The 25,314-nt window shown below is 72.4% G+C and carries 19 protein-coding genes; 10 read left to right on the top strand and 9 right to left on the bottom strand.

Translation table 11 applies throughout. The annotated features are described in order from the left end of the window. Nucleotides 1-63: 63 nt before the first annotated feature. The gene (locus GCL72_RS07345; RefSeq protein WP_153144055.1) at nt 64-945 is read left to right on the top strand and encodes an ArgP/LysG family DNA-binding transcriptional regulator; all 882 of its coding nucleotides are present in this window, start codon (nt 64-66) and stop codon (nt 943-945) included. A 179-nt stretch (nt 946-1,124) separates the two neighbouring features. Here GCL72_RS07345 and GCL72_RS07340 read toward each other — a convergent pair whose 3' ends face one another. Continuing rightward, complete coding sequence (locus GCL72_RS07340) at nt 1,125-2,585, bottom strand: DEAD/DEAH box helicase (RefSeq protein ID WP_425486770.1); 1,461 nt, start codon at nt 2,583-2,585, stop codon at nt 1,125-1,127. A 372-nt stretch (nt 2,586-2,957) separates the two neighbouring features. On the opposite strand from GCL72_RS07340, the gene GCL72_RS07335 reads away from it, so the two are divergent. Both GCL72_RS07335 and GCL72_RS07330 read left to right on the top strand, forming a co-directional pair. After that, nucleotides 2,958-4,031 (top strand): Atu2307/SP_0267 family LLM class monooxygenase, encoded by a 1,074-nt coding sequence (locus tag GCL72_RS07335; RefSeq protein WP_153144053.1) that lies wholly within the window; start codon nt 2,958-2,960, stop codon nt 4,029-4,031. A gap of 317 nt (nt 4,032-4,348) precedes the next feature. Continuing rightward, the gene (locus GCL72_RS07330; RefSeq protein WP_153144052.1) at nt 4,349-5,482 is read left to right on the top strand and encodes a hypothetical protein; all 1,134 of its coding nucleotides are present in this window, start codon (nt 4,349-4,351) and stop codon (nt 5,480-5,482) included. A 46-nt stretch (nt 5,483-5,528) separates the two neighbouring features. Here GCL72_RS07330 and GCL72_RS07325 read toward each other — a convergent pair whose 3' ends face one another. Beyond that, on the bottom strand, nt 5,529-6,077 hold the full coding sequence (locus GCL72_RS07325) for a small multi-drug export protein (protein WP_153144051.1): 549 nt from the start codon (nt 6,075-6,077) through the stop codon (nt 5,529-5,531). 61 nt (nt 6,078-6,138) lie between these two features. Next, complete coding sequence (locus GCL72_RS07320; protein WP_153144050.1) at nt 6,139-6,999, bottom strand: nitrilase-related carbon-nitrogen hydrolase; 861 nt, start codon at nt 6,997-6,999, stop codon at nt 6,139-6,141. A gap of 232 nt (nt 7,000-7,231) precedes the next feature. Here GCL72_RS07320 and GCL72_RS07315 point away from each other — a divergent pair, with 232 nt between their 5' ends. Genes GCL72_RS07315 through GCL72_RS07300 form a run of 4 tightly spaced genes read left to right on the top strand, consistent with a single transcriptional unit; the run spans nt 7,232 to nt 13,633 of the window. After that, on the top strand, nt 7,232-8,593 hold the full coding sequence (locus GCL72_RS07315) for an extracellular solute-binding protein (protein ID WP_153144049.1): 1,362 nt from the start codon (nt 7,232-7,234) through the stop codon (nt 8,591-8,593). Then, the gene (locus GCL72_RS07310; RefSeq protein WP_153144048.1) at nt 8,590-9,558 is read left to right on the top strand and encodes a carbohydrate ABC transporter permease; all 969 of its coding nucleotides are present in this window, start codon (nt 8,590-8,592) and stop codon (nt 9,556-9,558) included. The genes GCL72_RS07315 and GCL72_RS07310 overlap by 4 nt, the downstream gene beginning before the upstream one ends. Further along, complete coding sequence (locus tag GCL72_RS07305) at nt 9,558-10,511, top strand: carbohydrate ABC transporter permease (RefSeq protein WP_153144047.1); 954 nt, start codon at nt 9,558-9,560, stop codon at nt 10,509-10,511. Before GCL72_RS07310 ends, GCL72_RS07305 begins: the two co-directional genes overlap by 1 nt. Further along, nucleotides 10,508-13,633: a glycoside hydrolase family 2 TIM barrel-domain containing protein gene (locus tag GCL72_RS07300; RefSeq protein ID WP_211364998.1), complete on the top strand. Its 3,126-nt coding sequence runs from the start codon at nt 10,508-10,510 to the stop codon at nt 13,631-13,633. The genes GCL72_RS07305 and GCL72_RS07300 overlap by 4 nt, the downstream gene beginning before the upstream one ends. A gap of 69 nt (nt 13,634-13,702) precedes the next feature. Here the strand turns inward: GCL72_RS07300 and GCL72_RS07295 are convergent, their stop codons facing one another. The 4 genes from GCL72_RS07295 to GCL72_RS07280 all read right to left on the bottom strand — a co-directional run bounded on the left by GCL72_RS07295 (nt 13,703) and on the right by GCL72_RS07280 (nt 19,401). Further along, complete coding sequence (locus GCL72_RS07295) at nt 13,703-15,094, bottom strand: alkaline phosphatase (RefSeq protein ID WP_153144046.1); 1,392 nt, start codon at nt 15,092-15,094, stop codon at nt 13,703-13,705. A 151-nt stretch (nt 15,095-15,245) separates the two neighbouring features. Continuing rightward, on the bottom strand, nt 15,246-16,337 hold the full coding sequence (locus GCL72_RS07290) for a LacI family DNA-binding transcriptional regulator (RefSeq protein ID WP_153144045.1): 1,092 nt from the start codon (nt 16,335-16,337) through the stop codon (nt 15,246-15,248). A 149-nt stretch (nt 16,338-16,486) separates the two neighbouring features. Beyond that, nucleotides 16,487-17,665, bottom strand: a complete 1,179-nt coding sequence (locus GCL72_RS07285; RefSeq protein ID WP_153144044.1) for a DUF418 domain-containing protein — start codon at nt 17,663-17,665, stop codon at nt 16,487-16,489. Nucleotides 17,666-17,670: 5 nt separating this feature from the next. Further along, the gene (locus GCL72_RS07280) at nt 17,671-19,401 is read right to left on the bottom strand and encodes a gamma-glutamyltransferase (protein WP_170289587.1); all 1,731 of its coding nucleotides are present in this window, start codon (nt 19,399-19,401) and stop codon (nt 17,671-17,673) included. Between the two features lie 311 nt (nt 19,402-19,712). Here GCL72_RS07280 and GCL72_RS07275 point away from each other — a divergent pair, with 311 nt between their 5' ends. After that, on the top strand, nt 19,713-20,150 hold the full coding sequence (locus GCL72_RS07275; RefSeq protein WP_153144042.1) for an MmcQ/YjbR family DNA-binding protein: 438 nt from the start codon (nt 19,713-19,715) through the stop codon (nt 20,148-20,150). Between the two features lie 40 nt (nt 20,151-20,190). Here GCL72_RS07275 and GCL72_RS07270 read toward each other — a convergent pair whose 3' ends face one another. Continuing rightward, the gene (locus GCL72_RS07270) at nt 20,191-21,210 is read right to left on the bottom strand and encodes an NAD-dependent epimerase/dehydratase family protein (protein ID WP_246161075.1); all 1,020 of its coding nucleotides are present in this window, start codon (nt 21,208-21,210) and stop codon (nt 20,191-20,193) included. 100 nt (nt 21,211-21,310) lie between these two features. Here GCL72_RS07270 and clpB point away from each other — a divergent pair, with 100 nt between their 5' ends. Further along, nucleotides 21,311-23,947, top strand: coding sequence for an ATP-dependent chaperone ClpB (gene clpB, locus GCL72_RS07265; protein WP_153144041.1), 2,637 nt, complete (start codon nt 21,311-21,313; stop codon nt 23,945-23,947). 55 nt (nt 23,948-24,002) lie between these two features. Here the strand turns inward: clpB and GCL72_RS07260 are convergent, their stop codons facing one another. After that, the gene (locus GCL72_RS07260) at nt 24,003-24,599 is read right to left on the bottom strand and encodes an MGMT family protein (RefSeq protein WP_153144040.1); all 597 of its coding nucleotides are present in this window, start codon (nt 24,597-24,599) and stop codon (nt 24,003-24,005) included. A gap of 423 nt (nt 24,600-25,022) precedes the next feature. Here GCL72_RS07260 and GCL72_RS07255 point away from each other — a divergent pair, with 423 nt between their 5' ends. Continuing rightward, the gene (locus tag GCL72_RS07255; RefSeq protein ID WP_153144039.1) at nt 25,023-25,217 is read left to right on the top strand and encodes a DUF3073 domain-containing protein; all 195 of its coding nucleotides are present in this window, start codon (nt 25,023-25,025) and stop codon (nt 25,215-25,217) included. Nucleotides 25,218-25,314 lie beyond the last annotated feature (97 nt).

Raw genomic sequence — 25,314 nt, 5'->3', positions numbered from 1 at the left:
GCTTCAGATACGATGAAGCCGGGAAGGGGCCGGACCGGGACCGTGCGAGGGAGGGGAGCGAGCATGAACACCGACCACCTGCGGGCCTTCGTCACCGCCGTGGACGAGGGCACCTTCGAGGCCGCCTCCGCCCTGCTGGGGATCTCCGGCTCGGCCTTCTCCCAGCGGGTCAAGGCGCTGGAGAAGGAGGTCGGCCAGGTGCTGCTCACCCGCACTGTGCCGGTGCGCCCCACCGAGGCCGGGGCCGCGCTGCTGCGCACCGCCCGGCAGATGACGCTGCTGGAGGACGAGGCCCGCCGCAGCCTGGGTTTCCGCGGCGCCGGCGACGAGATCGTCACGTTGTCGGTCGCGGTCAACGCCGACTCGCTCTACACCTGGTTCCAGCGGGTCCTGCAGGAGGCGGCGACCTGGGACGACGTCGAGCTGCACCTGCATGCCGAGGATCAGGAGCACACCCACGAGCTGCTGCGCGGCGGCACGGTCTCCGCGGCGGTCACCGAGACGCCGACGCCGGTCTCCGGATGCCGGGCGACCGCGCTGGGGACCATGCGCTACTGGCCGGTGGCCAGTGCGGAGCTGCTGGACCGGCATCGCGGCGACGACGGCGCCGTCGACTGGGCGCGCGTGCCGCAGGTCGACTACAGCATCCGCGACTCGCTGCAGCGCAGCGGGCTGCGGCGGCTCGGCGTCTCCCCGCGGGTGACGCATCTGATCCCCTCGGTGGAGGCCTACAACGCCGCCGTCGCCCACGGGCTGGGCTGGGGGATGATCCCTGAGGGGATGATGCCGGACGGCGTGATGGAGGGCGAGCATCCGGATCTGGTGCTCGTGGAGGAGATCGGCCCCACGGCGGCGCATCTGCACTGGCAGCGCTGGACCACCGGCACCCCGGCGCTGGACCGATTCACCGACGCAGTGCGTCGTGCGGCGGCACGCATGGCCTGAGGTGCGGCGGCACGCATGGCCTGAGGTGCGGCCGGCTCGACGGCCGCGCGCCGATCACGAACCTCGTGGTGTCCCCGAGTTCCCGCAGGATCACCGCGCTCTCTCACGATGATCCTGCGAATCCTCAGGGACGATGGATCGACGGCGGGGCGCCGGATCGGCGCCGCGTCATGGTGCGCTCAGCCGCGGGTCGGGGAGCCCGCCGGGGCCGAGGCGCGACGACCGCTCTGGCCGCCCTGGCCGCGTCCGCCGCGACGTCCGCGCGAGGAGCCCTGGCCGGCGTTCTGTCCGGCGGGCTGCCCGGCCGGATTCCCGGCGTTCTGGCCGCCGCGGGACTGCCCGGAGCTCTGCCCCTGGCCGGATCCGCGTCCGCGGCCCTTGCCGGAGGAGCCGCGCGAGCCGTTCCGCGAGCCGCCGCCGGAGCCGCCGCGCGAGCCGTTCTGCCCGCCCTTCGGCGAGCCGCCGGAGCCGCCGCGGGGCGCGGGCTCCACATGCGGAGCCTGCTCGCCCACCAGCTCGGCCACAGCGGTCGAGTTCGGGGTGACGGTCACCGGCGTCGTGTCGATCGCGGCCTTGCGCAGCAGCTGCTCGGTGTCGCGGCGCTGCTCGGGCAGCATCACGGTGACCACGTCGCCGGCGCTGCCGGCGCGGGCGGTGCGGCCCGAGCGGTGCAGATACGCCTTGTGCTCGGCCGGCGGGTCCACGTGGACCACAAGTTCGATCGCGTCGACGTGCACGCCGCGGGCGGCGACGTCGGTGGCCACCAGCACCTGCACATCGCCCTGGCCGAAGGCGGCCAGGCTGCGGTCGCGCTGGTTCTGCGAGAGGTTGCCGTGCAGGTCCACCGCCGGGATCCCCTGGGTGGTCAGCTGCTTCGCCAGGCGCTTGGCCTGGTGCTTGGTGCGGGTGAACAGCAGCCGCTTGCCGCGGCCGGAGGCCAGCGTCTGGACCAGCGGCTTCTTGTCGTCGGCGGAGACCTCGAAGACGTGGTGGGTCATCGCCGAGACGTGCGAGGTCGGGTCGTCGACCGAGTGCAGCACCTCGTCGTGCAGGAAGCGGCGGACGAGCTTGTCGACCTCCTTGTCCAGCGTCGCCGAGAAGAACAGGCGCTGGCCGGTGTCCGGAGTCTGCGCGAGGATCCGCGTGACGCCGGGCAGGAAGCCCAGGTCGGCCATGTGGTCGGCCTCGTCGAGCACGGTGACCTCGACCTCGCCCAGGCTCAGCTCGCCCTGGCCCAGCAGGTCCTCCAAGCGGCCGGGGCAGGCGACGACGACGTCGACGCCGCGGGCCAGCGCATCGGTCTGCCGTTTCTGGTTCACCCCGCCGTAGATGGTGGTGGTGCGCATGCCGTAGGCCTCGGCCAGCGGGGTCAGGGCCTCGGCGATCTGCGTGGCCAGCTCCCGGGTGGGCGCGAGCACCAGGCCGCGCGGGCGGCGCGGCTTCGCCGGACCGGCGCCCGAGGCGGCCAGTCGGGCGGCCAGCGGGATGGAGAAGGCCAGCGTCTTGCCCGAGCCGGTCTTGCCGCGGCCGAGGACGTCCCGGCCGGCCAGCGTGTCGGGCAGGGTGTCCTGCTGGATGGGGAATGCGGAGGTCTTGCCGGCCGCGTCCAGGACCTGCACCAGCGGTGCGGGCACGCCCAGAGCGGCGAAGGTGGTCTGCGAAGTCGTGATGGGGGACCTTTCGAAGGGCCGGCGCGCGGCTCGCCGTCTCAGGGCGGCGCGCGGATCCGGCACGGTGGCGGGAGCACAATCTGGTGCTCTCTTCTCGCCGAGTGAGAAGCATCCGAGCCCGGGCCGGCGGAATGCCGGCGGCGTCGGGCGGGGCGTCCAGTCGACGCAGGGGACCCGGGGCGGGTCCGCAGGTTCGGCCAGTCTACCTGCTCGCGGCGCATCCGCCGGCATCAGTCGCCGCCGACGGAGCCGCGGAGCGACGTCGAGCATCGGTCCGCGGGTGCCGTCGTAGCATTTCAAATTTCAAGGAATGGAGGGTGAGATGCGGCTGTTGGGACGGTCATGAGCATCAGCACAGAGCGCCACCACGACCACTTCGAACTGGGCCTGCACACCTTCGGCGACGTCACCGCCTCCGCCGACGGCTCGCGGACCCTGACCCAGCCCGAGGTCCTGCGCAACGTCCTCGCCGAGGCGCGCATGGCCGACGAGACCGGCGTCGACGTCCTCGGCGTCGGCGAGCATCATCGCCCGGACTACGCGATCTCCGCGCCCGACGTCGTGCTCTCCGCCGTCGGCGCGGCCACCGAGCGCATCAAGCTCATCTCCGCGGTCACCGTGCTCTCCTCCGACGACCCGGTCCGGGTCTACCAGCGCTTCGCGACCCTCGACGGGCTCACCGGCGGCCGCGCCGAGGTCTCGCTCGGACGCGGGTCGTTCATCGAGTCCTACGGGCTCTTCGGCTACGAGCTCTCCGACTACGAGCAGCTCTTCGAGGAGAAGCTCGACCTCTTCGCCCGGCTGCGCTCCGAGGGTCCGGTGTCCTGGGAGGGGACGATGCGCCCGGCGCTGAGGGATCAGCAGATCCACCCGACGACCGTCCATGAGCAGGGGCTGCCCGCCTGGGTCGCCGTCGGCGGCACGCCGGCCTCGGTGGTCCGCGCGGCCCGGCACGGACTCGGCCTGGAGCTGGCGGTCATCGGCGGCGCCCCGCAGCGCTTTCGGCCGCTGGTCGAGCTCTATCACCGCGCGCTGGGCGAGTTCGGCTTCGCGGATGCCCGTCGGGTGGCGATGCACTCCCACGGATTCGTCGCCGACACCGACGACGAGGCCCGGGAGATCTTCTACCCGTCCTGGGCCGACACGATGGCCCAGCTCGGCCGGGAGCGCGGCTGGGGCGGCGGCCGGCCGGGCCGCGACCAGTTCGCCGAGGAGGTCGAGCACGGGTCGCTCTACGTCGGCTCGCCGGAGACGGTGGCGCGCAAGATCGTGCGCTCGCAGAAGCTGCTGGGCATCTCGCGCTTCGGCCTGAAGTACGGCAACGGCTCGCTGGCCCATGAGCACATGCTGCGCGCCGTCGAGCTCTACGGCTCGCGGGTCAAGCCGCTGGTTCTGGACATGCTCTCCGAGTCCTGAGCGGCCGACGGCACCGGGCGCCGCCCGACGGCGTGCGGCCCGAACACCTCGCCGGCGGGGTCGGCGCCGGCTGTGTCCCGTCGGCGGTCCCCGAGTTTTCGCAGGATCACCGTGCTGTTTCACGGTGATCCTGCGAAAACTCGGGGGTCGCCGGTTCGGCGGCGGGTGCGGGAGCTCCGGTGCGCGCTGCTCCACCGCCGACGGCGGGGCGACGCCGAGCCCTCGGATGTGCTCCCGGCAGGGGCTAGGATGGTGCCGTCGTCAGCACCGTCACCCGGCGGGGTCCTCGCGGTCGGCGGAGAGGGAGGAGCGTGTCCGTGGAGCAGGAGCAGTCGGAGATGAACGGCTCGTCGTCCCGGGAGGACGCCGGGCGGTCCGTGGAGCAGCGCGCGGAGGAGGCGGTGGAGGAGAGCTCGCCCCGCGGCGGGCGGGTCACCATCATCTCCGATCCGGGGCGCACGTCCTATCTGGTCCGACGCCTGCTGCGGCGCGGCCCGCGGCAGTGGGGCGAGCAGCATGAGATCACCCACCGGCAGACGCGGCTGCCGCTGCGCTCCGACGGGACCCTCGACGTCGACGTGGCCCAGGAGTGGGCGCGCGAGGAGAGCGCGTCGATGACAGTGGTCATCACCGAGCTGCCGCGGATCGGCGCCAGCGGGCCGAAGTCCGCCGAGCTGCACTTCTCCGAGCGGCTGGCGATCATCTCCCTGCCGGTGCAGGGTCCGGCGGGCGTGATGCACGGCCTGCGGCGCGAGCTCGACCGCGCGCTGGTCACGCTGCGCCGGCACTCTCTGGAACCCGTGGAGCACCTGCGCGTCGGCTGGCGCCTGGAGCAGGGCGACGAGCGGGACTCCGCCTACATCACCCCGCGGTACACCTGGCCCGCCCGAGTGTGGATGACGCTGGGCATCGCGGTGAGCAACGAGCCGATGCTCTCGCTGCCCAAGCTCTCCGGCGTCTTCGCCGCCGCCAGCGCCACCGGGGCCTTCGGCGTCTTCTACGGGTCGATCTGGGGGATCGCCGAAGCCCTGCCCAGCTGGCGGCTGGCGGTCATCACCGGGCTGGCGATCCTCGGGCTCGTGCTGTGGCTGATGCTGCGCAACCGCCTCTGGGACGGCCCCGGATCGGCCGGCGGCCGCCGGCTGGCGGTGATGTACACCGTGGCGACAGTGCTTAGCCTGCTGGTGAGCGTGGCCATGCTCTACCTGCTGCTCTTCGCCGGGATCCTGGTGATCTCGCTGCTGCTGATCGATCCGACGTACATGGCCCAGACCCAGGAAGGGCTGGACGGGACGCTGTTGAACTACGTCGACATCGCCTGGCTGGCGGCCTCGATGGGCACCGTCGCCGGGGCGATCGGGTCGAACTTCGACCCGGAGGCCGATCTGGAGGGGCTCACCCAGGGCAGCCGCGAGCTGCGGCGCTATCCGCGCGACGCCGAGCAGCGCTGACGGCGCTCGCGCGGACGGGGCGGCGCCGGCGGGCGGCGCTGGGCGATCAGGCGATCAGGCGCAGCAGGCCGACGCCGAGCAGGGCGAATCCGGTGCCCCACAGGACCACCGAGACCAGCATCCAGATCATCACGGCATGCCGATTCGCGCCGAAGGAGACCATCAGCGGGGCGGTGATCTGGCTGGGCAGCGCCAGCGGCCCCAGGATGCTCACCCCGGGGATGCCGAAACGGTCGAAGATCTTCTGCACCCGTTCGCGCTTCGACGAATCGTTCGCGGTGCGGTCGGGGTCGCGGCGGTGCAGGATCGCCGTGCGCACCCAGTGGGCCAGATACACCACGACGACCAGCGAGAGCATGTTGCCCACTGTCGCCGTCGCCACTGCGACCGCCGGATGCAGGCCGACGATCACCCCGATGGGGGCGCCGAAGTAGGACTCCACGAAGGGGATCGCGGAGATGAGGATGATGCCCAGCCACTGCACGGCCCCGGGCAGCGAGTCGGTCCAGCGCTGCAGCTGACCGATCCAGTGGTCCTCGGGCAGGCCCGAGGACTGGGCGGCGAGCAGGGTGTCGGCGGAGAGCAGCTCGATCATGGTCTCCATCCTGGCCGAGCACCGCGCCGGCGCCATCAGTCCGAAGGCTGATTCCGCACGGTCAGTCCTCCTCCGCCCAGCGGCGGTAGAGCGCGGGGCGGCGGTCGTGCAGGTACCAGGGGCCGTCCGGGTCCTGGTGCGGGGTCAGGTGTCCGCGGGCGGGACCGACCTCGGCGACGAGCAGCTCCGGATCGCCGCCGGCGCGGGCCGGGGCGACCTCTGCCGACGACGACGCGGGTTCGGGGCCGGCCTCGAGGCGCGGCGCCGGGGCGCCGTCGGGGCCGGCGACGACGCTCTCGCCGTCGAAGACCAGCCCGTCCTCGAGGCCGCAGTGATTGGCGTAGGCGACGGTGATCCCGTTCTCGACGGCCCGCGCCGGCACCAGGGTGCGCGCCACCGTCGGGCAGCCCGCCAGAGCCGTCGGGACCAGCACGACGTCGGCGCCGCGGACGGCCAGATCGCGCACCGTCTCGGGGAACTCGACTTCGTAGCAGATCAGCAGTCCCAGGGTCAGGCCGCCGAGCTCGACCAGCGGCGGCCGCGCCTCGCCGGGGCGGAAGGCCTCCTGCTCGGCCGGGCCGAAGAGGTGCGTCTTGGTGTGCACGCCGCGGACCGTCCCCGCGGCGTCGACCAGCGTCGCGGTGATGCCGCGGTGCGGGTCGGCGGGCGAGGGGAGGCTGTGCACCAGGGCGATGCCGTGGCGCCGGGCGATCGCCGCCAGGCGGACGGCGGCGTCCTCGATCGTCGTGTCGGTCAGCTCGGCGCGGATCCGCGCTGGGGCATAGCCGACGGGGAAGAGCTCCGGGGTGAGCAGCAGCTCGGCGCCGCGGGCGGCGGCGTCGGCCGCGGCCGCGTCGATCACGGCCAGGTCGTGGTCGACGTCGAGCGGGACGGCGGCGGCCTGCAGCAGAGCGATGCGCATCCTGTCAGTCTGGCGCGCCGGCGGCCGGAGGGCAACGCTGGGGCGGCCATGCGTCGGGGCCACGTCAGATCGCGCCGAACACGGGTGTGACTCTTGACACGATGAGGACTCTCGTTGATAGTTGATCGCACCTGTTCGTTTTTGTGGGAGTAGCCGGGTGATGAGGCCCTGGCCAGGCGGGAGGAGCGTCGATGACCAGTGCAGCGATCGGCTCGCCGCGAGGAGCGCATCCATGACGGCCCGCCCTCGACCGCCGGTGACTCGCCGCAGCCTGCTCCGCGGCGGCCTGGGCCTTGGACTCGGCGCCGGAGCGGCCGCGCTCGCCGGCTGCACGGTGCCGGGCACCTCGTCGGTGAACACCGAACCGACGGTTCCGCCGGCCGGTCCCGACGAGACGGTGACGCTGACCTACTGGGCCTGGTTGAAGGAGCTGCAGGCCGTCGCCGACGTGTGGAATGCCGAGAACCCCCGCATCCAGGTCGAGATCTCCTGGATCCCCGGCGGCAACGACGGCGGCTACCAGAAGCTCTACAGCGCGCTCGCCGCCGGCTCCGGTCCGGACCTTGCGCAGGTCGAGATGCGGAGCATCCCCGAATTCATGCTGGTCGACGGGGTGGTCGACCTCGGCCGATACGGCATCGACGACTACGCCGACCGCTTCGATCCCACGCTCTGGGGGCAGGTCAGCTTCGCCGGAGGAGTCTACGGCGTCCCGCAGGACTCCGGGCCCACGGCGCTCTATCACCGTCCCGACCTCCTCGAGGAGGTCGGCGCCGCTCCGCCGGAGACCTGGCGGCAGTGGGCCGAGATCGGCGCGGAGGTCCGCGACGCCGGACGATTCATGGGCACCTTCCCGCTGGCCGACACCTCGGTCTTCGCCGCGCACGCCATGCAGGCCGGCGCGGTCTGGCTGAGCGCGGAGGACGAGGGCTGGGTCATCGACATGGCCGGCGAGTCCACGCTGGAGGTGGCCCGGTTCTTCGACGCGGCCATCGACGACGGCATCGTCTCCACCCAGCTGCAGCCCTTCTCGCCCGGCTGGTTCGCCGCGGCGGCCGAGGGCCGGATCGCCACGCTGATGAGCGCCTCCTGGGGCGACGCCCTGCTGGAGGGCGTCAGCGACGCCGAGGGGAAGTGGCGGGTGGCTCCGCTGCCGCAGTGGCCCTCCGGCTACGGCTCGGCCCAGCTGGGCGGATCCACCACGGCCGTGCTGGCGAACAGTGCCCACCCGCGTGAGGCCATGGAGTTCGCCGTGTGGCTGAACTCCAGCGCGGCGGGCATCGACGGGCTGATCGAGCACAGCGGCATCGGCTGGTCGGCGAATCCCGGGCACATCGGGGCGCCGCGGCAGGGGGGCAGCGAATTCTTCGGAGGCCAGGCCTACAACACCGAGATCTTCGCCCCGGCCGCCGAACAGCAGAACCCGGACTGGCAGTGGTGGCCGACCACCCAGCAGACCTTCAATGTGCTGGCCGACGCCTTCCGCGGAAAGGCCGGCGGCACCTCCCTGGTCGACGCCGTCGTCCAGGCGGAGGCGGACACCATGGAGGTCTTCCGCGAGAAAGGGCTGACGATCCGGAGGGCCGCGCGATGAGCACGACGACGAGTTCCACCACGACGAGCGGCACGCCGCGTCCTGCGGGGAGCCCGGCGCGAGGTCCCGGACGGCGTCGTCGGCCGGCGGCCACCGCCGTCGCCCCCTGGCTGCTGGTGACCCCGTTCCTGCTGGTGTTCCTGATCTCCTTCGTGCTGCCGATCCTGATGGCGGTCGGGCAGAGCTTCACCCGCGTCGAGCGGCGAGGGCTCTTCGGCGAGGAGGGAGTGACCAGCACGTTCGCCTGGTTCGAGAATTACCGACTGGCGCTGGAGGACGGCAGCTTCCTCGCCTCCATCGGACGCATGCTCCTCTTCGGGGTCGTCCAGGTGCCGGTGATGATCGCCCTGGCCACGGTCCTGGCGCTGCTGCTCGAATCCGCCGCGGCCCGCTGGCCGGGCTTCTTCCGCGCGGCGTACTTCATGCCCTACGGCATCCCCGGGGTGCTGGCGACGATCCTCTGGTCCTTCCTCTACGTGCCGGGGCTGAGTCCGATCGTCGACGTCGTCCATTCGGTGACCGGCGTCGAGGTCGACTTCCTCGGCTCGGGGACGGTGCTGTGGTCCATCGCGAACATCGTCACCTGGACCTACACGGGCTACAACATGCTGATCATCATCGCGCAGCTGAAGGCCATCCCGGCCGAGCTCTACGAGGCCGCCCGGGTCGACGGGGCCGGGCCGGCGCGCATCGCGACGGCGATCCAACTGCCGCTGATCCGTCCGGCGCTGATGCTGACCACGGTCTTCTCGATCATCGGCACGCTGCAGCTCTTCGCCGAGCCGCAGCTGCTCGCCCAGGTGGCCCCGGCCATCGATTCGCAGTACACCCCGAACCTCTCGGCCTACACGACGGCCTTCGCCTACAACGACTACACCGTCGCCGCCGCCCAGGCGGTGCTGATCGCGCTGGTCGCCTTCGTGCTGTCGTTCAGCTTCCTGCGCCTGACGAACAGGAGGTCATGATGAGCACCGCCGCCGATGCAGTACAGGACGACCGGCGCGACTCCGCTCCCGACGTCGATCCCGCCGCCGGCCGGCCCGACGGACCCGCCTCGCCCGGAGCCGGCGCGGCCGCGCTGCGCCGCCGGGGTCGGACCATCCTGGTCACCGGGGTGCTCGTCGTCGTCGCGCTCTACTTCCTGGCCCCGGTCTACTGGATCGTGGTCGCGGCCTCGAAGACCACCGACGACCTCTTCGGCACCCACGGGTTCCTCTTCGCCGGGAACTTCGCGCTGTTCGACAACATCGCCCAGGTGCTCGCCCACGACTCCGGGATCTTCCTGCGCTGGCTGGCCAATTCGGTGCTCTACGCCGGCGTCGGCTCGCTGATCGCGACCTATCTGGCCGCGGCGGCCGGCTACGCGCTCTCCACCTATGTCTTCCGCGGACGGAACCTGATCTTCGGGCTGGTGCTCGGCGGCGTGCTGGTGCCCGGCACGGCCACGGCGCTGCCGCTGTTCCTGCTGTTCAGCCAGCTCGGGCTGGTCAACACCTACTGGAGCGTGCTGATCCCCTCGCTCGTCTCGCCCTTCGGACTGTTCCTCTGCCGGATCTACGCCGACGCGACAGTGGACCGCTCGCTGGTGGAGGCCGCCCGGCTCGACGGCGTCGGCGAGATCCGGATCTTCCACGTGCTCGGTCTGCGGCTCATGGTCCCGGCGCTGGTCACCGTGTTCCTCTTCCAGCTGGTCAGCATCTGGAACAACTACTTCCTGCCGCTGGTGATGCTCACCGACGACCAGCTCTTCCCCATCACCCTGGGGCTGAACACCTGGCGCAGCCAGACCGACCGGCTGCCCGAGTTCTACGAACTGACCACCGGCGGGGTGCTGCTCTCGGTCATCCCGCTGGCCCTCGCGATGATCGTGCTGCAGCGCTTCTGGCGCGGCGGCCTGACGGAAGGTGCTGTGAAGTGACTCTGAGCCATACCTCCTTCGACCCGGCCGACGGTGCGCTGGTCGCCCCGCGCTCCTGGCTGGTCGAGCAGACCGACGCCGCGCGCCGGGACCTCTCCGGCACCTGGCGCTTCCGGTTCTCGCCGGCGGTCCCCGGCACGCCCGGCGATCCCGGAGTGCTCGGTGAGGAGGAGCCGGAGGCCTTCGTGGCCGCCGACTACGACGACGTCGACTGGGACGAGCTGCCGGTGCCCAGCCACTGGGTGCTGCACGGCCCCGACGGGCTCTCCGGACCGGCCGGCGCCGCCGACCCGAGCTGGGGGAGGCCGATCTACACGAACGTGCAGTACCCCTTCCCGCTCGATCCGCCGCACGTGCCCGACGAGAACCCGACCGGCGACCACCGGCGCCGCATGGAGGTCCCCGCGGACTGGCTGGCGTCCGGGCGGGTGCTGCTGCGCTTCGACGGCGTCGAGTCCTTCCTGACCGTCTGGGTCAACGGCCGCCGGGTCGGGGCGGCGAGCGGCTCGCGGCTGGCCCACGAGTTCGACGTCACCGACGCCGTCGTCGCCGGGCAGAACACGCTGGCGGTGCGCGTGGTGCAGTACTCGGCGGCCAGCTATCTGGAGGATCAGGACCAGTGGTGGCTGCCCGGGATCTTCCGCGAGGTCGCGCTGCTGCACCGGCCGGCCGGCGGTCTCGACGACGTCTGGCTGCATGCCGACTACGACCCGCAGACCGGCGTCGGGATCCTGCATCCGGAGGTCGACGCGGCGGACGAGGCCTTCCCGGTGCGGCTGCGGATCCCCGCCCTCGGCGTCGACCGGACCTGGGAGTCGGCCGATCAGCTCCGCGACGACGCGACGGCCGGCCTCGACGTCGGCGCGGTGACACCCTGGTCGGCCGAGCAGCCGGTGCTCCATGAGGCGACGGTGAGCTCCGCGGCCGAGACGCTGACCCTGCGGATCGGATTCCGCCGCGTGACGATCGACGGCGACCGGCTGCTGGTCAACGGCCGGCAGATCACCTTCTCCGGGATGAACCGGCACGAGACCCACCCCGACCGCGGGCGCGTCTTCGACGAGTCCCACGCCCGCGAGGACCTGGCCCGGATGAAGCGGCACAATGTCAACGCGATCCGCACCAGCCACTATCCGCCGCATCCGCGGCTGCTGGACCTCGCCGACGAGCTCGGCCTCTGGGTCATGCTCGAGGGCGACCTGGAGACCCACGGGTTCCACACCGCCGACTGGACCGGCAATCCCAGCGACGACGCCCGCTGGCGCGCGGCGTATCTGGACCGGATCCGCCGCGCCGTCGAACGGGACAAGAACCACCCCTCGATCGTGCTCTGGTCGCTGGGCAACGAGGCCGGGACCGGGCAGAACCTCGCGGCCTCGGCGGAGTGGGTCCGCCGCCGCGACCCGAGTCGACCCGTGCACTACGAGGGGGACTACACCGGCGACTACACCGACGTGTACTCCCGGATGTACCCGCACCTGAGGGAGCTGGAGGCGATCGCCGACCCGCAGGATCTCACCCCGCTGCTGGGCTGCGACCTCGCCGCCGGGACGCGGCAGCGGGCCAAGCCGTTCCTGATGTGCGAGTACGCCCACGCGATGGGCAACGGGCCCGGCGCGCTGGACCAGTACCGACAACTGGCCGACGCGCACCGGAGCCTGCACGGCGGCTTCATCTGGGAGTGGCGCGACCACGGGCTGCGCACGCTCTCCGCCGACGGCGTCGAGTACTTCGGCTATGGCGGCGACTTCGGCGAGGTCGTCCACGACGGGAACTTCGTCATGGACGGCATGGTGCTCTCCGACGACACCCCCACCCCCGGGCTGGCCGAGTTCGCCGCCGTCGAGCAGCCGCTGCTGCTGGAGCCGGGCCGGCATTCCGGAGAAGCCGAGATCACGAGCCGACGATTCGTCGCCGACACGGCGGACCTGCTGATCCGGGCGGTGGTGGAGGTCGACGGGGATGTCCGAATGAGCGTGGCCTCGGACCTCGCCGATGATCGAGACGGACAGCCGATCCCTGCTGGCGGCACGGGGCGCCACGAGCTGTTCGAGCCCGGCGAGTTGGCCGGGCTGCCGGCCGAGGGCGGCGAGCAGCGCCTGACGCTGGAGGCGGTGCTGCGCGACGGCGCCGCCTGGGCGCCGGCCGGTCACGTCGTCGCCCGGGGGCAGTGGGAGCTGCCGGCGTCCTCGACGACGGCTCGGCGCACGACGCGCGCGACGACGGCGCCGCGCGCCGCCGCGCTGGCCGAGGCGCCGGCGGCCTTCGCCGGACCGGCGCTGACCGCACTGGCCGGCGTCGCCGTCGCCGGTCCGCAGGCGGAGCTCTGGCGTGCTCCGACGGACAACGACGAGGGCGACGCCACGCCCAACGACGGCTGGGGAGACCCGCGCGACGTCGTCGCCGCGCAGCAGCCGGCCGAGTCCTCGGCCGACCGCTGGCGGGCGGCCGGACTCGACCGGCTGACGCGCCGGGTGGTCTCCGTCGAGGCCGACGCGATGCGGCGCACCGTCCGGCGGCGGGTCTCGGCGGCGCAGGCCCGCACCGGACTCGACGTCGCCGAGACCTGGACCGCCGAGCGGGCGGCCGACGGCGTCGTCGAGGCCGTCTGCGAGGTGACTCTGGTGCCGGAGGCCGGCTGGGACGACGTCTGGCCGCGGCTGGGGGTGCACCTGCAGCTGCCCGGCGACGTCGACGGCGCCGAGTGGTTCGGCCTCGGCCCGCACGACGCCTATCCGGACACGATGCGCTCAGTGCGCCTCGGGCGGTTCTCCGCCGGGATCGAGGAGCTGACCGTCGACTACGCCCGCCCGCAGGAGTCCGGGCACCGTCCCGGGCTGCGCGAGCTGGTGCTGCGCCGCGGCGGGGCGCAGTGGCTGCAGATCGTCGCCGAGCCCGACGCCGCCGGGCGGCGGCCCGGTTTCACCCTGGCACGGCACACCGCCGACGAGATCGCCGCCGCCGACCACCCGCACGAGCTGCCGGCGTCGTCGGCGACGCATCTCGTCCTGGATGCGGCCCAGCACGGGCTGGGCTCGCGGGCCTGCGGGCCGGACGTGTGGCCGACGGCGATGCTGCGGCCCCAGGCGCGGACGCTGCGGCTGCGATTCCGCGCCCTCTGAGACGACGCGGCGCCTGACCCCGTGCACACGGGGGCAGGCGCCGCATCCCGAGTCAGGCCGGCGGGCGGATCAGTCCTCCGTGGCCCAGAGGTCGTCCATCAGCACGTCGGCGACGACGGTGTTGTCCAGATAGTCGCCGCGCACCGGATCGGTGCCGACGACCTCGTCGCCGAAGGTCTCGGCCCCGGCGCCGCGGACGAAGAAGGGCACCACCTGGTTGGTGTGGTCCTCGGAGTACCAGGCGGAGTCCGGCATCTCGTCGGCCTCGCCGGTCATCGGGCTGAAGCCGGGGTCGTCCTCCGAGCCGGCCAGGTAGCCGGTCTCGTGGTCGGCGGTGACGACGACCATCGTCTCCTCCCAGGAGGATTCGGCCTCGACCCAGTCGACGACGGCGTCCACGGCGTTGTTGAAGCTCTGCGTCTCCTCGATGTCGCGGGCGGACTCGTTGGCGTGGCCGGCCCAGTCGATGGCGCCGCCCTCGACCATCAGGTGGAAGCCCTCCTCGTTCTGTCCGAGGACGTTCAGCGCGGCCTCGGACATCGTCGTCAGGTCGACGACGTCGTTCGCCTCAGCCGCATAGGGCTGATCGCCCTCGGCGGAGCGGGCCTGCTGCAGCGTCGACGCCGCCTGGGCCAGGCCGAAGGCGCGCTCGGGAACGTCCTCGCCGTCGGCGTAGGCGCTGAAGTCGGCGTCCTCGTCGGTGAAGGTGAAGTCAGTCTCGCCCTCGCTGAGCCGCTGGTAGTCCTCCTCGGAGATGTAGGAGTAGTCGGCGTCGTCGACCTGCTGGCTGTCGTCGTCGTAGTGCGGGTGGCCGGCGCCGAAGATGACGTCCAGGTCGGAGTCGATCATCTCCGAGGCGATGGCGTGGTAGTTCTCCCGCGACTCGTCGTGGGCCGCCCAGGCGGCCGGGGTGGCGTGGCTGAAGGGCACGGAGCTGACCACGCCGGCCGAGCGGCCGGTGGCGACGGCGCGCTCGGAGAGGTTCTCCGCGCTCTCGCCGTCCGCGTCCAGGCCCAGCACGCCGTTCTCGGTCTTCTCCCCGGTGGCCATCGCCGTGCCGGCGGCGGCGGAGTCTGTGGCGCCCGACTGCACCCAGTCGTGGCTGGACCAGGCGGCCTCGGGGTCGTACTCGCCGCCGGCGGGGAAGGTGCTCAGCGCGTAGTGGTCCCACTCCTCATAGGTCTGGACCGCGTCGCCGGGCTGCTCCTCGAGCGTCTCCGGGTCGGCCTCGCCGTCGAGCTGGTAGCGGGTCTGGCCGCTCTCGTAGAGGTTCGTCGCCGAGAGGTGGTTGTATCCCATCCCGTCGCCGATCATGTAGATCACGTTCTTCGGTGCTGAGGCCTCGCCCGTGTCGTCGGTGGAGCCGTCGGACGGCGCGCAGGCGGTCAGCCCGGCGAGACCGACGGTGACGACGGCGGCCAGGCCGGCGCCGCGCCGGAGGCGGGAGTGCGAGTGCGACATGTTTCTCCTCATCGATAGGGGTGTTGCTGCCGTCCGAGCACTCTAGGGATCTGGTGTTGACAGGTGACGACCAGCCGATGAACTGGAAGCTGAGAGGCGATGTCCAGGAAGAGGCCCGGGTGCGCCGGCGCCGCGCCCGGGTCTCCGGAGCTCATCGTGCGGGCGGAGTCTGCGGCGCCGGTCCTGTGGACTCGCGCCAGATGACCTCGGCCAGCCGCCAGTCGTCCTCCAGCGGCGACGGTGCCGGATCCGAGGCGTCGTCGGCGCCGCGGCGCCGCGAGGCGACGACGTCGAGCAGGTGGCGCATCAGCCGCCGGCCGAGCTCCGCGTGGTGGACCGCGACCGTGGTCATCGACGGGGTGGTCACCGCCGCGACGCGAGTGTCGTCCCAGCCGGTGATGCTCAGCTCCTCCGGGACGTTCCAGCCGCGACGGACCGCCCCGCTGACCGCCGCGGTGGCGAGGATGTCGTTGGCGGCGATGATCGCGGTGATCCCGCTGTCGGCGGGGAGGTCGGCCACGGCCCGGCGCGCCGCGTCGCCGTCCCAGCCGCAGTCGACCACGCCGGCGGACTCCAGGCCGAGCTCCTCGATGGTCTGCAGGTACATGTCGCGGCGTCGCATCGCACCGGCGTGGGCATAGTTCCCCGCCAGGTGCAGGAAGCGGCGGTGGCCCAACTCGGCCAGCCGGGAGATGATCTCGTGCTCGGGGCCGGCCGAGGCCAGCGCCCCGATGCCGCGCATCGCCTCGTCGTAGAGGGGCATGGTCACCAGCGGAACCCGCCCGTCGTCGGGCTGGGGCAGGTCGCTCAGCGAGGTCAGCGCCAGCACGCCCTCGAAGAGCCGCGAGTCGCGCAGCTCCAGGGCGCGCCGGTCGCGCATCTCGGCCGAGCCGCTGACGGTGACGACCTCCAGGACGTACTCGCCGGCGTCGGCGATCTCCTTGGCTCCGGAGAGGATCTCCAGCGAGCTGATCGCGCTGCCCGGTGGCAGCAGCACCGCCAGGCGGCCGGTGCGGTGGTTGCGCATCGCCCGCGCGACGAGGTTCGGCCGGTAGTCCAGGGCCTCGATCGCGTCCTGGATCGTCGCGGCGAGCTGCTCGTTCACCGTCGTGTCCCCCTTCAGATGGCGGGAGACGGTCTGGTGGGAGACGCCGGCGCGCCGGGCGACCTCGCGGATCGTCGGGCGACGGCGAGGCGTCGCGGGGCTCGACGGGCCGGCGGGCGGGGACGACTCGGATGCCATGGCGGAGACCTCTGGGAGGGACGTCGGCGGGGGTGACCGGTCACCAGACTACGGGACGGGCTGCGGCGGGGATGACTCGGCGGAACGTGTGGGAACGCCGACGCATTCCCACACGTTCCGCCGAGTCATCCCCCGGGGTGCGGGGCTGTTCAGCTCGCCGCTCGACGGGCGCCCCGGCGGGGCAGGCGCAGCAGTCGTTCCAGCGGCCCGGCGGAGAAGCGCCTGGTCCAGAGCCAGGCGAAGACCACCGAGGCCAGGCAGATCACGACGGTGGTCAGGATGCCGCCGGCCAGCGAATCGGGCCCCGGACGGACGACCAGCGCCAGGGCGACCAGATGGCCGACGTAGAGGGTCAGCGAGAGGCGTCCGGCCGCGGCGAGCGCCGAGAGGCGCCGGGCGGCGAGCGACTCGCCCATCAGGCACAGGCCCAGCACGAAGAGCGCGGCCCCGGTGCTGGAGATCAGCCAGAGCGGCATCTGGGAGTGCGCCGTCGCCGAGATCAGCCGGTGCAGTCCCACGCTGCGGTCCGGCTCCCCGAGGAGCAGGACCAGGAGCCGGGAGAGGGAGTACGCGGCCACCGCCGTCACCGCGCCCCACAGGACCAGCTGTCGCTGGAGGGTCGGGCTGCGCAGGTCCAGGCGTCCGAGCAGCAGGCCCGCGACGAAGGGCGCAGCCCACACCACCAGGGGATAGGACCCCGTGACGAGGATCCCTCGCAGGATCTCGTCCGGAGGATCCAGCAGCGTCGGCTCCGCGACGGCGAACGCGTCGGTGCCGCTCCGCAGCGCCAGCCAGAGGACCGGCCCCAGAGCGAGCAGGGCGGCGGCCAGAGTGCCGAGCAGCCAGGCGGGGGCGCGCAGCAGCGGCAGGCTGGCGAGGAACAGGATGCCGTAGACCGGCAGGATGACGCTGGCCTCGTGGGCGGCCAGCTGCAGGGCCAGTCCGCCGACGAGCAGCAGCGCGGCCCGCCACAGGATCGTCGCCCACGGCAGCGGGGCGCGGCGTGGTCGCCGCACGGTCCGGGTCATCAGCGACATGCCGATGCCGGCGAGGAGCATGAACAGCAGCGAGGCGCGCCCCAGCGGGAGGTCGTGGAGGGTGCCGAGGAGGCCCTCGGCTCCGCGCGGTCCCACGTTGACGGCGACCATCCCGATGATCGCCAGTGAGCGCGCGACGTCGAGGCCGTGCAGTCGTCCGCCGGCGCGCGGGCGGGATGCGGGCCGGGCGGAGCGGGCCGGGCTGCCGGTGCGGTCCGAGCGGCGGCGGGAGCGTCGGCCGCCGTCGTCGGCGGGCTCGGCAGGGCCGGCGGGATGGCGAGCGACGGCCATGGCCCTCATCCTGTCCCCGTCGCGGAGCCGACGTCGGCGACGGCGAAGCCGCCTTCCCGCCGAGAGTCCTCCGCCCCGGAGATCCGGCCGGTCTCGTGGTCGATCTCCAGCGCCTGCACGGAGCCGAATATCGCCTCCTCCCGTTCGGTGACCCGCAGGTCCCAGTTCCGCTCGGAGATCAGCGCCTCCAACGCGTCGGAAGGCTCCTCCTCGACGGCCAGCACGCCCTCCTCGAGGTGGTGTCGGGGCGCGTCCACCGCCTCCTGGAGCGACGTTCCCCGCAGCCCCCAGGACGCCAGCACGCTGGTCAGGATGTTGGGGATCTGATGCCCGCCCGGGCTGCCGAGGCCGAGCACCGGACGTCCGTCGTCGTCGAGGACCATGCTGGGCGCCGACCAGCTCACCGACTGGCGGCCGGCCGCGGGCTGGTTGGCCTCGGAGTCCTGCGTGGCGAATCGGGAGAGCTGATTGTTCAGGAAGTAGCCGTCCACGTACTCCGACTCGCCGCCGCCCCAGAAGCTCGTCAGCGTGTTGGTCATCGAGACGGCGGCACCGTCCTCGTCCACGACGGTCAGATGGGTGGTGTTCCCCGCCATGATGGTCGAGGAGGGGTCCTTCTGCGTGGTCGAGGACGTCATGCCGGCCGGATCCATCTCTTCGGCGAGCGCGGCGTTCCGCTCGGGATCGGTGAGTCGGTCCGTCGGGACGTCGACGACGTCGGGGTCGCCGAACAGCTGATCCACCGACTCGTCGGCGGTGGTCCACGCCCGGGTGAGCCGGTCCACGTGGCCGGCGCTGTCCGGCGCGTGATCGGCGATGCCCAGCGATTCGGCGATCTGCATCTGCTGGATCAGGGCCGCGCCGGGCAGCGGGGGAGCGGCCGAGAGCAGAGTGTGCTCGCCGACGGGGCCGCCGACCGGATCCGTCCGCGTCGGGGCATAGGCGGTCAGCGTCTCGGCGTCCAGTCCGTCCACCGAGGTCAGCTCCTCGGCCAAGTCGCCGGAGTAGAACGACCCCGGGCCGTCCTGGGCCAGCGTCCTCATCGTCTCGGCGAGGTCCTCCTGCACGAGGCGATCTCCGGCGGCCAGCGGGTCGCCCGAGGAGTCGTGGAAATGGTCGAGTCCCTCGATCGAGGCGGGCCCGGCGTCGGAGCGGAGGCGCAGCGCCAGGAAGTCCGAGACCGGGAAGCCCTCGTCGGCCAGTTCCACGGCCGGGTCGAGGACGTCCTGCCAGGCCATATCGCCGTGCTCGTCATGGATGCGGGCCAGGCCGGCGACAAAGCCGGGGACGCCGGTGCCGGACTCCGGGATCTCTCCGTCCTCGGCCACCACTTCGCGGTAGTCATAGCTGACGGGGTCGTCTCCGTGGCCGGCCAGGATCGTCGAGCCGCCGCCGCCGATCCCGGAAGCATAGGGCTCCACGACTGCCACCGCGAAGGCCGCGGCCACGGCGGCGTCGACGGCGCTGCCGCCGTCCTGCAGGATCTCCATGCCGGCGTCGACGGCCTCGGGATGCGCCGCCGCCACCGCCATCTCATCGAGCTGCGGGGAGCCCGGCGTCGTCGTGGGGGTCTCCGTCGTCTCCGACGCCGAGGCGCTGCTCTCCGACGACGGGCTGCCCGAGGGAGCGGCGGTGCCGGCTCCGGAGGTCTCGGACGGGGAGGCCGTGCCGCTCTGCGCGGGAGCCTCGGAGGAGCGCGGGTCGGGCGCGGAGCACGAGGTCAGCATCAGTGCCATGGCCGTCAGGCCGACGGTCGTGCTGCGGGAGGGGAGGTGCATGGGGCCTCTCGAGCGTGCCTGAAGACGGGTCGTGGGGTGACAGTCCTGATCGGAGAGGGGCTCCGATCACCGACAGGCTGGGCGGGGCAGTCCTGGTGAGTCGCACTATGTCACATCAGCCCTGCGGGAGCTCTGAGCGACGCCCCGGTGTCCCGGAGTGCAGAGCGGGCGCCCCGGGTTCCCCGGACTCCTCCGGAGATGCCGAGCATCCGCGGCGGACGGGCCGCCGGGGGCTGTCCGTGCGGACGCCCGGCGCCTACTCTGGAGAGATGGCCGAGATCCTCGACGGACTGCGCATCCAGGACGTGGCCGGTGCGGCCGCGCGGCAGCTGCCCTGGAGCAGCTGCACTCATCCGTTCGGGCCGGAGCACGACGTCCACAAGGTCCGCGACAAGATCTTCCTGATGACCACCGAGGCGACCGGCGAGCCGCTGATCACGCTGAAAGTCACGCCGGACGAGTCCGAGGCGCTGCGCGAGGAGTTCGCCTCGATCCGGCCCGGATACCACATGAACAAGCGGCACTGGATCTCCGTCGGGGCCGGCGAGGGCATCACCGAGGAACTGATCGAGGAGCTGGTGGTCACCTCCTACGACCGGGTGGTCTCGACGATGCTGCTGTCCCAGCAGCCGGTGCGCTTCGGCCTCGGACCCGGCGACGGCGGCCTCGGCCGGGATGCCGCGCCCGACGCGCTCGATCCCGGCTGACCGTCGCCGATGGTCGAGGGATGCGGCGGCGAGCGCCGGGTCAGCGCGTCGGGCCGTGCCGACCGATCAGCTCCGCGTACCCCTCGCGGAACGTGGGGAAGCGCAGGCGGGACCCCTGCAGGAAAGTCTGGAGGCGGCGACCGTCGATGGTCTTTCCGCTCGCGCGGCCGTCTCCGGAGTCCGCCGGCAGGTCCACGCCCAGGCGTTCGGCGATGAAGGACGCGACGGCGCCCAGCGTCGCCGGCTCGGCGTCCACGGCATGCAGCAGGGGCGGAGGGGCTGAGCGCTCCAGCAGTGCCGCGAGGATCGTCACCAGGTCATCCCGGTGGATGCGGTTGGTCATGCGTCGATGGTCCATCGGCGTTCCCCGGGCCACGCGATCGATGGTGCGCGAGCGGCCGGGGCCGTAGATGCCGGCCGGGCGCACCACCACGACCTCGCTGTCGAAGAGCTCGCGCGCGTCCTGTTCCGCAGACAGCAGGGCGGCCGCGCTGCCCCGGTCAGGTGCGGGCTGCGTCGCCTCGTCCACGCGGTCGCCGTCGTGAGCGCCCAGCACCCCGGTCGAGGAGATGAAGACGACTCGGCGGGGCGGGGTCGGGAGGCGGCGGGCAAGTCCGGCGAGGCCTCCGCGGAAGGTGTGTTCATAGGCGGCCGCGTCGTGACCGTCCGGCGACAGGGCCACGACCACCTGATCGGCCTGGGGAAGAGTCGCGGCGGTGTCCTCGGTCAGGTCGGCGGCCCGGATCGGGAACGGGAACCCCGGTCTGTCGCCCCCGCGTCGGAGGCCGACGACGTCGGTTCCGGCCGCGGCGAGCCGTGCGCCCAGGGTCGCTCCGACGTCCCCGCAGCCGGCCAGCAGGACGCGCCTCGCGGCGGAAGAGGGGGATGCGGCGGTGTGCTCCAGGGGTCCTCCTCGAGTCGAGCGGCGGGACCGGCGGTCTCGCCGTGCGCCGGACGGCCCGGTGCTGTGGCCCCGGGCGGTCGGCCGCTCCCATGATATGCCCTGAGCCCGTCGATCGCGGGGCGGGCGACGTGTGGGGAATATGCCGTGAGCCGACAAAGTTGAGTATCATTGACTCAAGTTTCCGCGACGCAGCTCAGAGGATCGTCGAACCTCCTCGAGGAGCGGCCGTCGACATCGACTGGAAGGGGCTTCCTCCATGGACGTCAAGCTCACCACCAAATCGCAGGAGGCCGTCTCGGCCGCCGCGATGAACGCCAACACTGCGGGCAACCCCCAGGTCGAGCCCGCGCACATCCTCAAGGCGCTGATGGACCAGCGCGAGTCGGTCGCCGTCGCCCTGCTCAAGGCCGCCGGCGTCGACCCCGACGCGATCTCCACCCGCGCCTCGGCGGCCATCCAGCAGCTGCCCTCGACCTCCGGCGACGCCGTCTCCTCGCCGCAGTTCTCCCAGGCCGGGCTCTCGGTGGTGAAGGCGGCCCAGGCCGAGGCCCAGCAGATGGGCGACGACTATGTCTCCACCGAGCACCTGCTCATCGGCGTCGCCGCCGACGCCGGCCCGGCCGGTCGCGCGCTGGCCGAGGCGGGGGCGACGTCCGAGGCGCTGAAGGCCGAGCTGCCGAGGCTGCGCGGCGACCGCAAGGTCACCAGCCCGGACCCCGAGGGCACCTTCCAGTCGCTGGAGAAGTACGGCACCGACCTCACCGAGATCGCCCGCTCGGGGCAGCTCGACCCGGTCATCGGCCGCGACGCCGAGATCCGCCGCGTCGTCCAGGTGCTCTCCCGTCGGACCAAGAACAACCCGGTGCTCATCGGCGAGCCCGGCGTCGGCAAGACCGCCGTCGTCGAAGGGCTGGCCCAGCGCATCGTGGCCGGCGACGTCCCCGAGTCGCTGCGCGACAAGACGCTGATCGCGCTGGACCTCAGCGCGATGATCGCCGGGGCGAAGTACCGCGGCGAGTTCGAGGAGCGCATGCAGGCGGTGCTGGAGGAGATCAAGAACGCCGACGGCGAGATCATCACCTTCATCGACGAGCTGCACACGGTCGTCGGCGCCGGAGCCTCCGAGGGCTCGATGGACGCGGGCAACATGCTCAAACCCATGCTGGCCCGCGGCGAACTGCGGCTGATCGGCGCGACCACGCTGGACGAGTACCGCGAGAACATCGAATCCGACGCCGCGCTCGAGCGCCGCTTCCAGCAGGTGCTGGTCGGCGAGCCGTCGGTGCCCGACACCATCGGCATCCTGCGCGGTCTCAAGGAGCGCTACGAGGCCCACCACAAGGTCGCCGTGGCCGATTCCGCGCTGGTCGCCGCCGCCACGCTCTCCGACCGCTACATCTCCGGCCGCCAGCTGCCGGACAAGGCCATCGACCTGGTCGACGAGGCCGCCTCGCGGCTGCGCATGGAGATCGACTCCGCCCCGGTGGAGATCGACGAGCTGCGCCGCACCGTCGACCGGATGACCATGGAGGAGATGGCCCTGGCCGCCGAGACCGACGCCGGCTCCGCCGAGCGGCTGGAGACGCTGCGCGGCGAGCTGGCCGACAAGAAGGAGGAGCTGGCCGAGCTCACCGCCCGCTGGGAGGCCGAGAAGGGGGAGCTCAACCGGGCCGGCGAGCTGCGCGTCCAGCTCGACGAGCTGCGCAGCCACGCCGAGCGGGCCCAGCGCGAGGGCGACCTCGCCGAGGCCTCGCGGCTGCTCTACGGCGAGATCCCGCAGCTCGAGGAGCAGCTCGCCGCCGCCGAGGCGGAGGAGTCCACCACCCCGGAGCACGGCGAGAAGATGGTCGCCGACGAGGTCGACGCCGACGGCATCGCCGAGGTCATCGCCGCCTGGACCGGCATCCCGGCCGGGAGGATGCTGCAGGGCGAGACGGAGAAGCTGCTCGAGATGGAGCAGCTCATCGGGTCGCGGCTGATCGGCCAGGAGGCGGCTGTCACCACAGTCGCCGACGCCGTCCGTCGGGCGCGCACCGGCGTCGCCGATCCGGACCGGCCCACCGGCTCCTTCCTGTTCCTCGGCCCCACCGGCGTGGGCAAGACGGAGCTGGCCAAGGCGCTGGCGGAGTTCCTCTTCGACGACGAGCGCTCGATGATCCGGCTGGACATGTCCGAGTATTCGGAGAAGCATTCGGTCGCCCGGCTGGTGGGTGCGCCTCCCGGCTACGTCGGCTTCGACGAGGGCGGCCAGCTCACCGAGGCGGTCCGGCGTCGTCCCTATTCGGTGATCCTGCTCGACGAGGTGGAGAAGGCCCACTCCGAGGTCTTCGACATCCTGCTGCAGGTCCTCGACGACGGCCGGCTGACCGACGGCCAGGGCCGCACGGTGGACTTCCGCAACACGGTGCTGATCCTGACCTCCAATCTGGGCAGCCAGTTCCTGGTGGACCAGCAGCTCGAGGAGGAGCAGCGGCGCAGCCAGGTCATGGATGTGGTCAACCGCTCCTTCAAGCCGGAGTTCCTCAACCGGCTGGACGACATCGTCATGTTCGACGTGCTGTCCATGGAGCAGCTGGGCAGCATCGTCGACCTGCAGGTCGAGTCGCTGGCGCAGCGGCTCTCCTCGCGTCGACTCACCCTGGAGGTCAGCGACGACGCCCGCGAGTGGCTCGCCGTCGCCGGCTACGACCCGGCCTACGGTGCCCGGCCGATGCGCCGGCTGGTCCAGCGCGAGATCGGCGACCAGCTGGCCCGGCTGCTGCTCTCCGGCGACGTCCAGGACGGCGACACGGTGCTCGTCGACCGCGACGAGCTCTCGGCGGACTCCGCGGCGATGCACGGGCTGACTGTGCGGAAGCAGGAGGAGCCACTGGAGGCCTCGGCCGGAGCCTGACGCCTGCCCGGGCTCCGCGCGGGCCCGCCGCTCGATGCATGGGGAAGGGCGGTCGCTACAGGTGCACGCCCTCCCGGGCGAGCAGCGCGCGCTTGATCCCCACGCCGCCGAAGCCGTAGCCGCCGATGGACCCGTCGGCGAGGATCACCCGGTGGCAGGGCACCGCGAAGCCCACCTGGTTGTGCGCGCAGGCGCTCGCCGCCGCCCGGTGCGCCTGCGGGCGCCCGGCCATGACGGCGAGCTCCCCGTAGGAGACGGTCTCGCCGGCCGGCACCTCGCGCAGCGCCGCCCAGACCCGCTGGCGGAACTTCGGCCCCGGCTGGGCGACGGCGAGGGCGTCGAAGGCGGCCAGGTCGCCGGCGGCGTAGGCGGCCACCGCCTCCGCGACGGCGCCGCGATCCGTGGGCAGCGGATTCATCTCGCGGTCGGCGGTGGCCGGGTCCAGGCGCTCGAACGTGTCCATCTGCTGCTCGAGCAGCCGCCCGATGGCCGCGACGTCGGGCTCGGCACCCTGCGGGCGGGCCAGCCCGGCGGCGCGGATCGCCTCGTCGTCGGGGGAGTGGACCACCACGAGGGTCCCCAGATCCTCCAGCGGCGCGGAGGACCAGCGCAGCTCGGGCAGCTCGGGTGCGGCGTCGGCAGATGTGCTCATCGGGTCCTCCAAGGGGCGCAGGGGTGGGCCATCGTCCATCGTCCCACCTGTCCGTGGCCTGTCTGCGGCGCCGCCGTGTCCTGCCCGTCGATCGCGGCCGACGCGACCGGCCCACGGGGCGGTCCGGTCCCGCGGGCCGCGCGGTCGCCGTCGTCGGTGGGACGAGCGGAGTGACATCGCTCGCATCGGGGCCGCCCCGCGTGGCCGGCGGTCGCAGTCCCTCGACTGCGACGGCGGGGGTCAGTGCTGTGCGGTTCCGCATGCCACGGGCGCGCGCGGCCGCGCCGTCGCGTCCCGCTCGGCGACGGACGTTCCGCAGACATGTTAACCTGGGAAGCACGAATCAGGAGATCGTAGAGTTACTCCCGCGGTGATTCCTGCCCGACATCGCGAGGACCAGAGACGACAGAGGGGGTCTCGCTCATGGGGCGCGGCCGTCAGAAGGCGAAAGCAACCAAGCAGGCGCGGGAGATCAAGTACTACACCCCGAACACTGATCTGTCCGCTCTCGAGAGGGAGCTGGCGCAGAAGCGGGGCGATCTTCCTGTCGAGGACACCACCTCCTCCGAGGACGATCCGTACGACGTCGACGAGCTCTCCGAACGCTACGGCCGCTGAGCGGAGCGCTCACCGCGAGCCGCCGTCGGCGCCGCCGCCGAGGGTGCGACGCGCATCCTGTCCGTTCGACCCGACGATGACCGTCGGGTCGTTCTCT

Source organism: Nesterenkonia halophila (assembly GCF_009467795.1).
Classification (GTDB): domain Bacteria; phylum Actinomycetota; class Actinomycetes; order Actinomycetales; family Micrococcaceae; genus Nesterenkonia; species Nesterenkonia halobia.
This window is presented reverse-complemented; position numbering and strand designations above follow the sequence as displayed.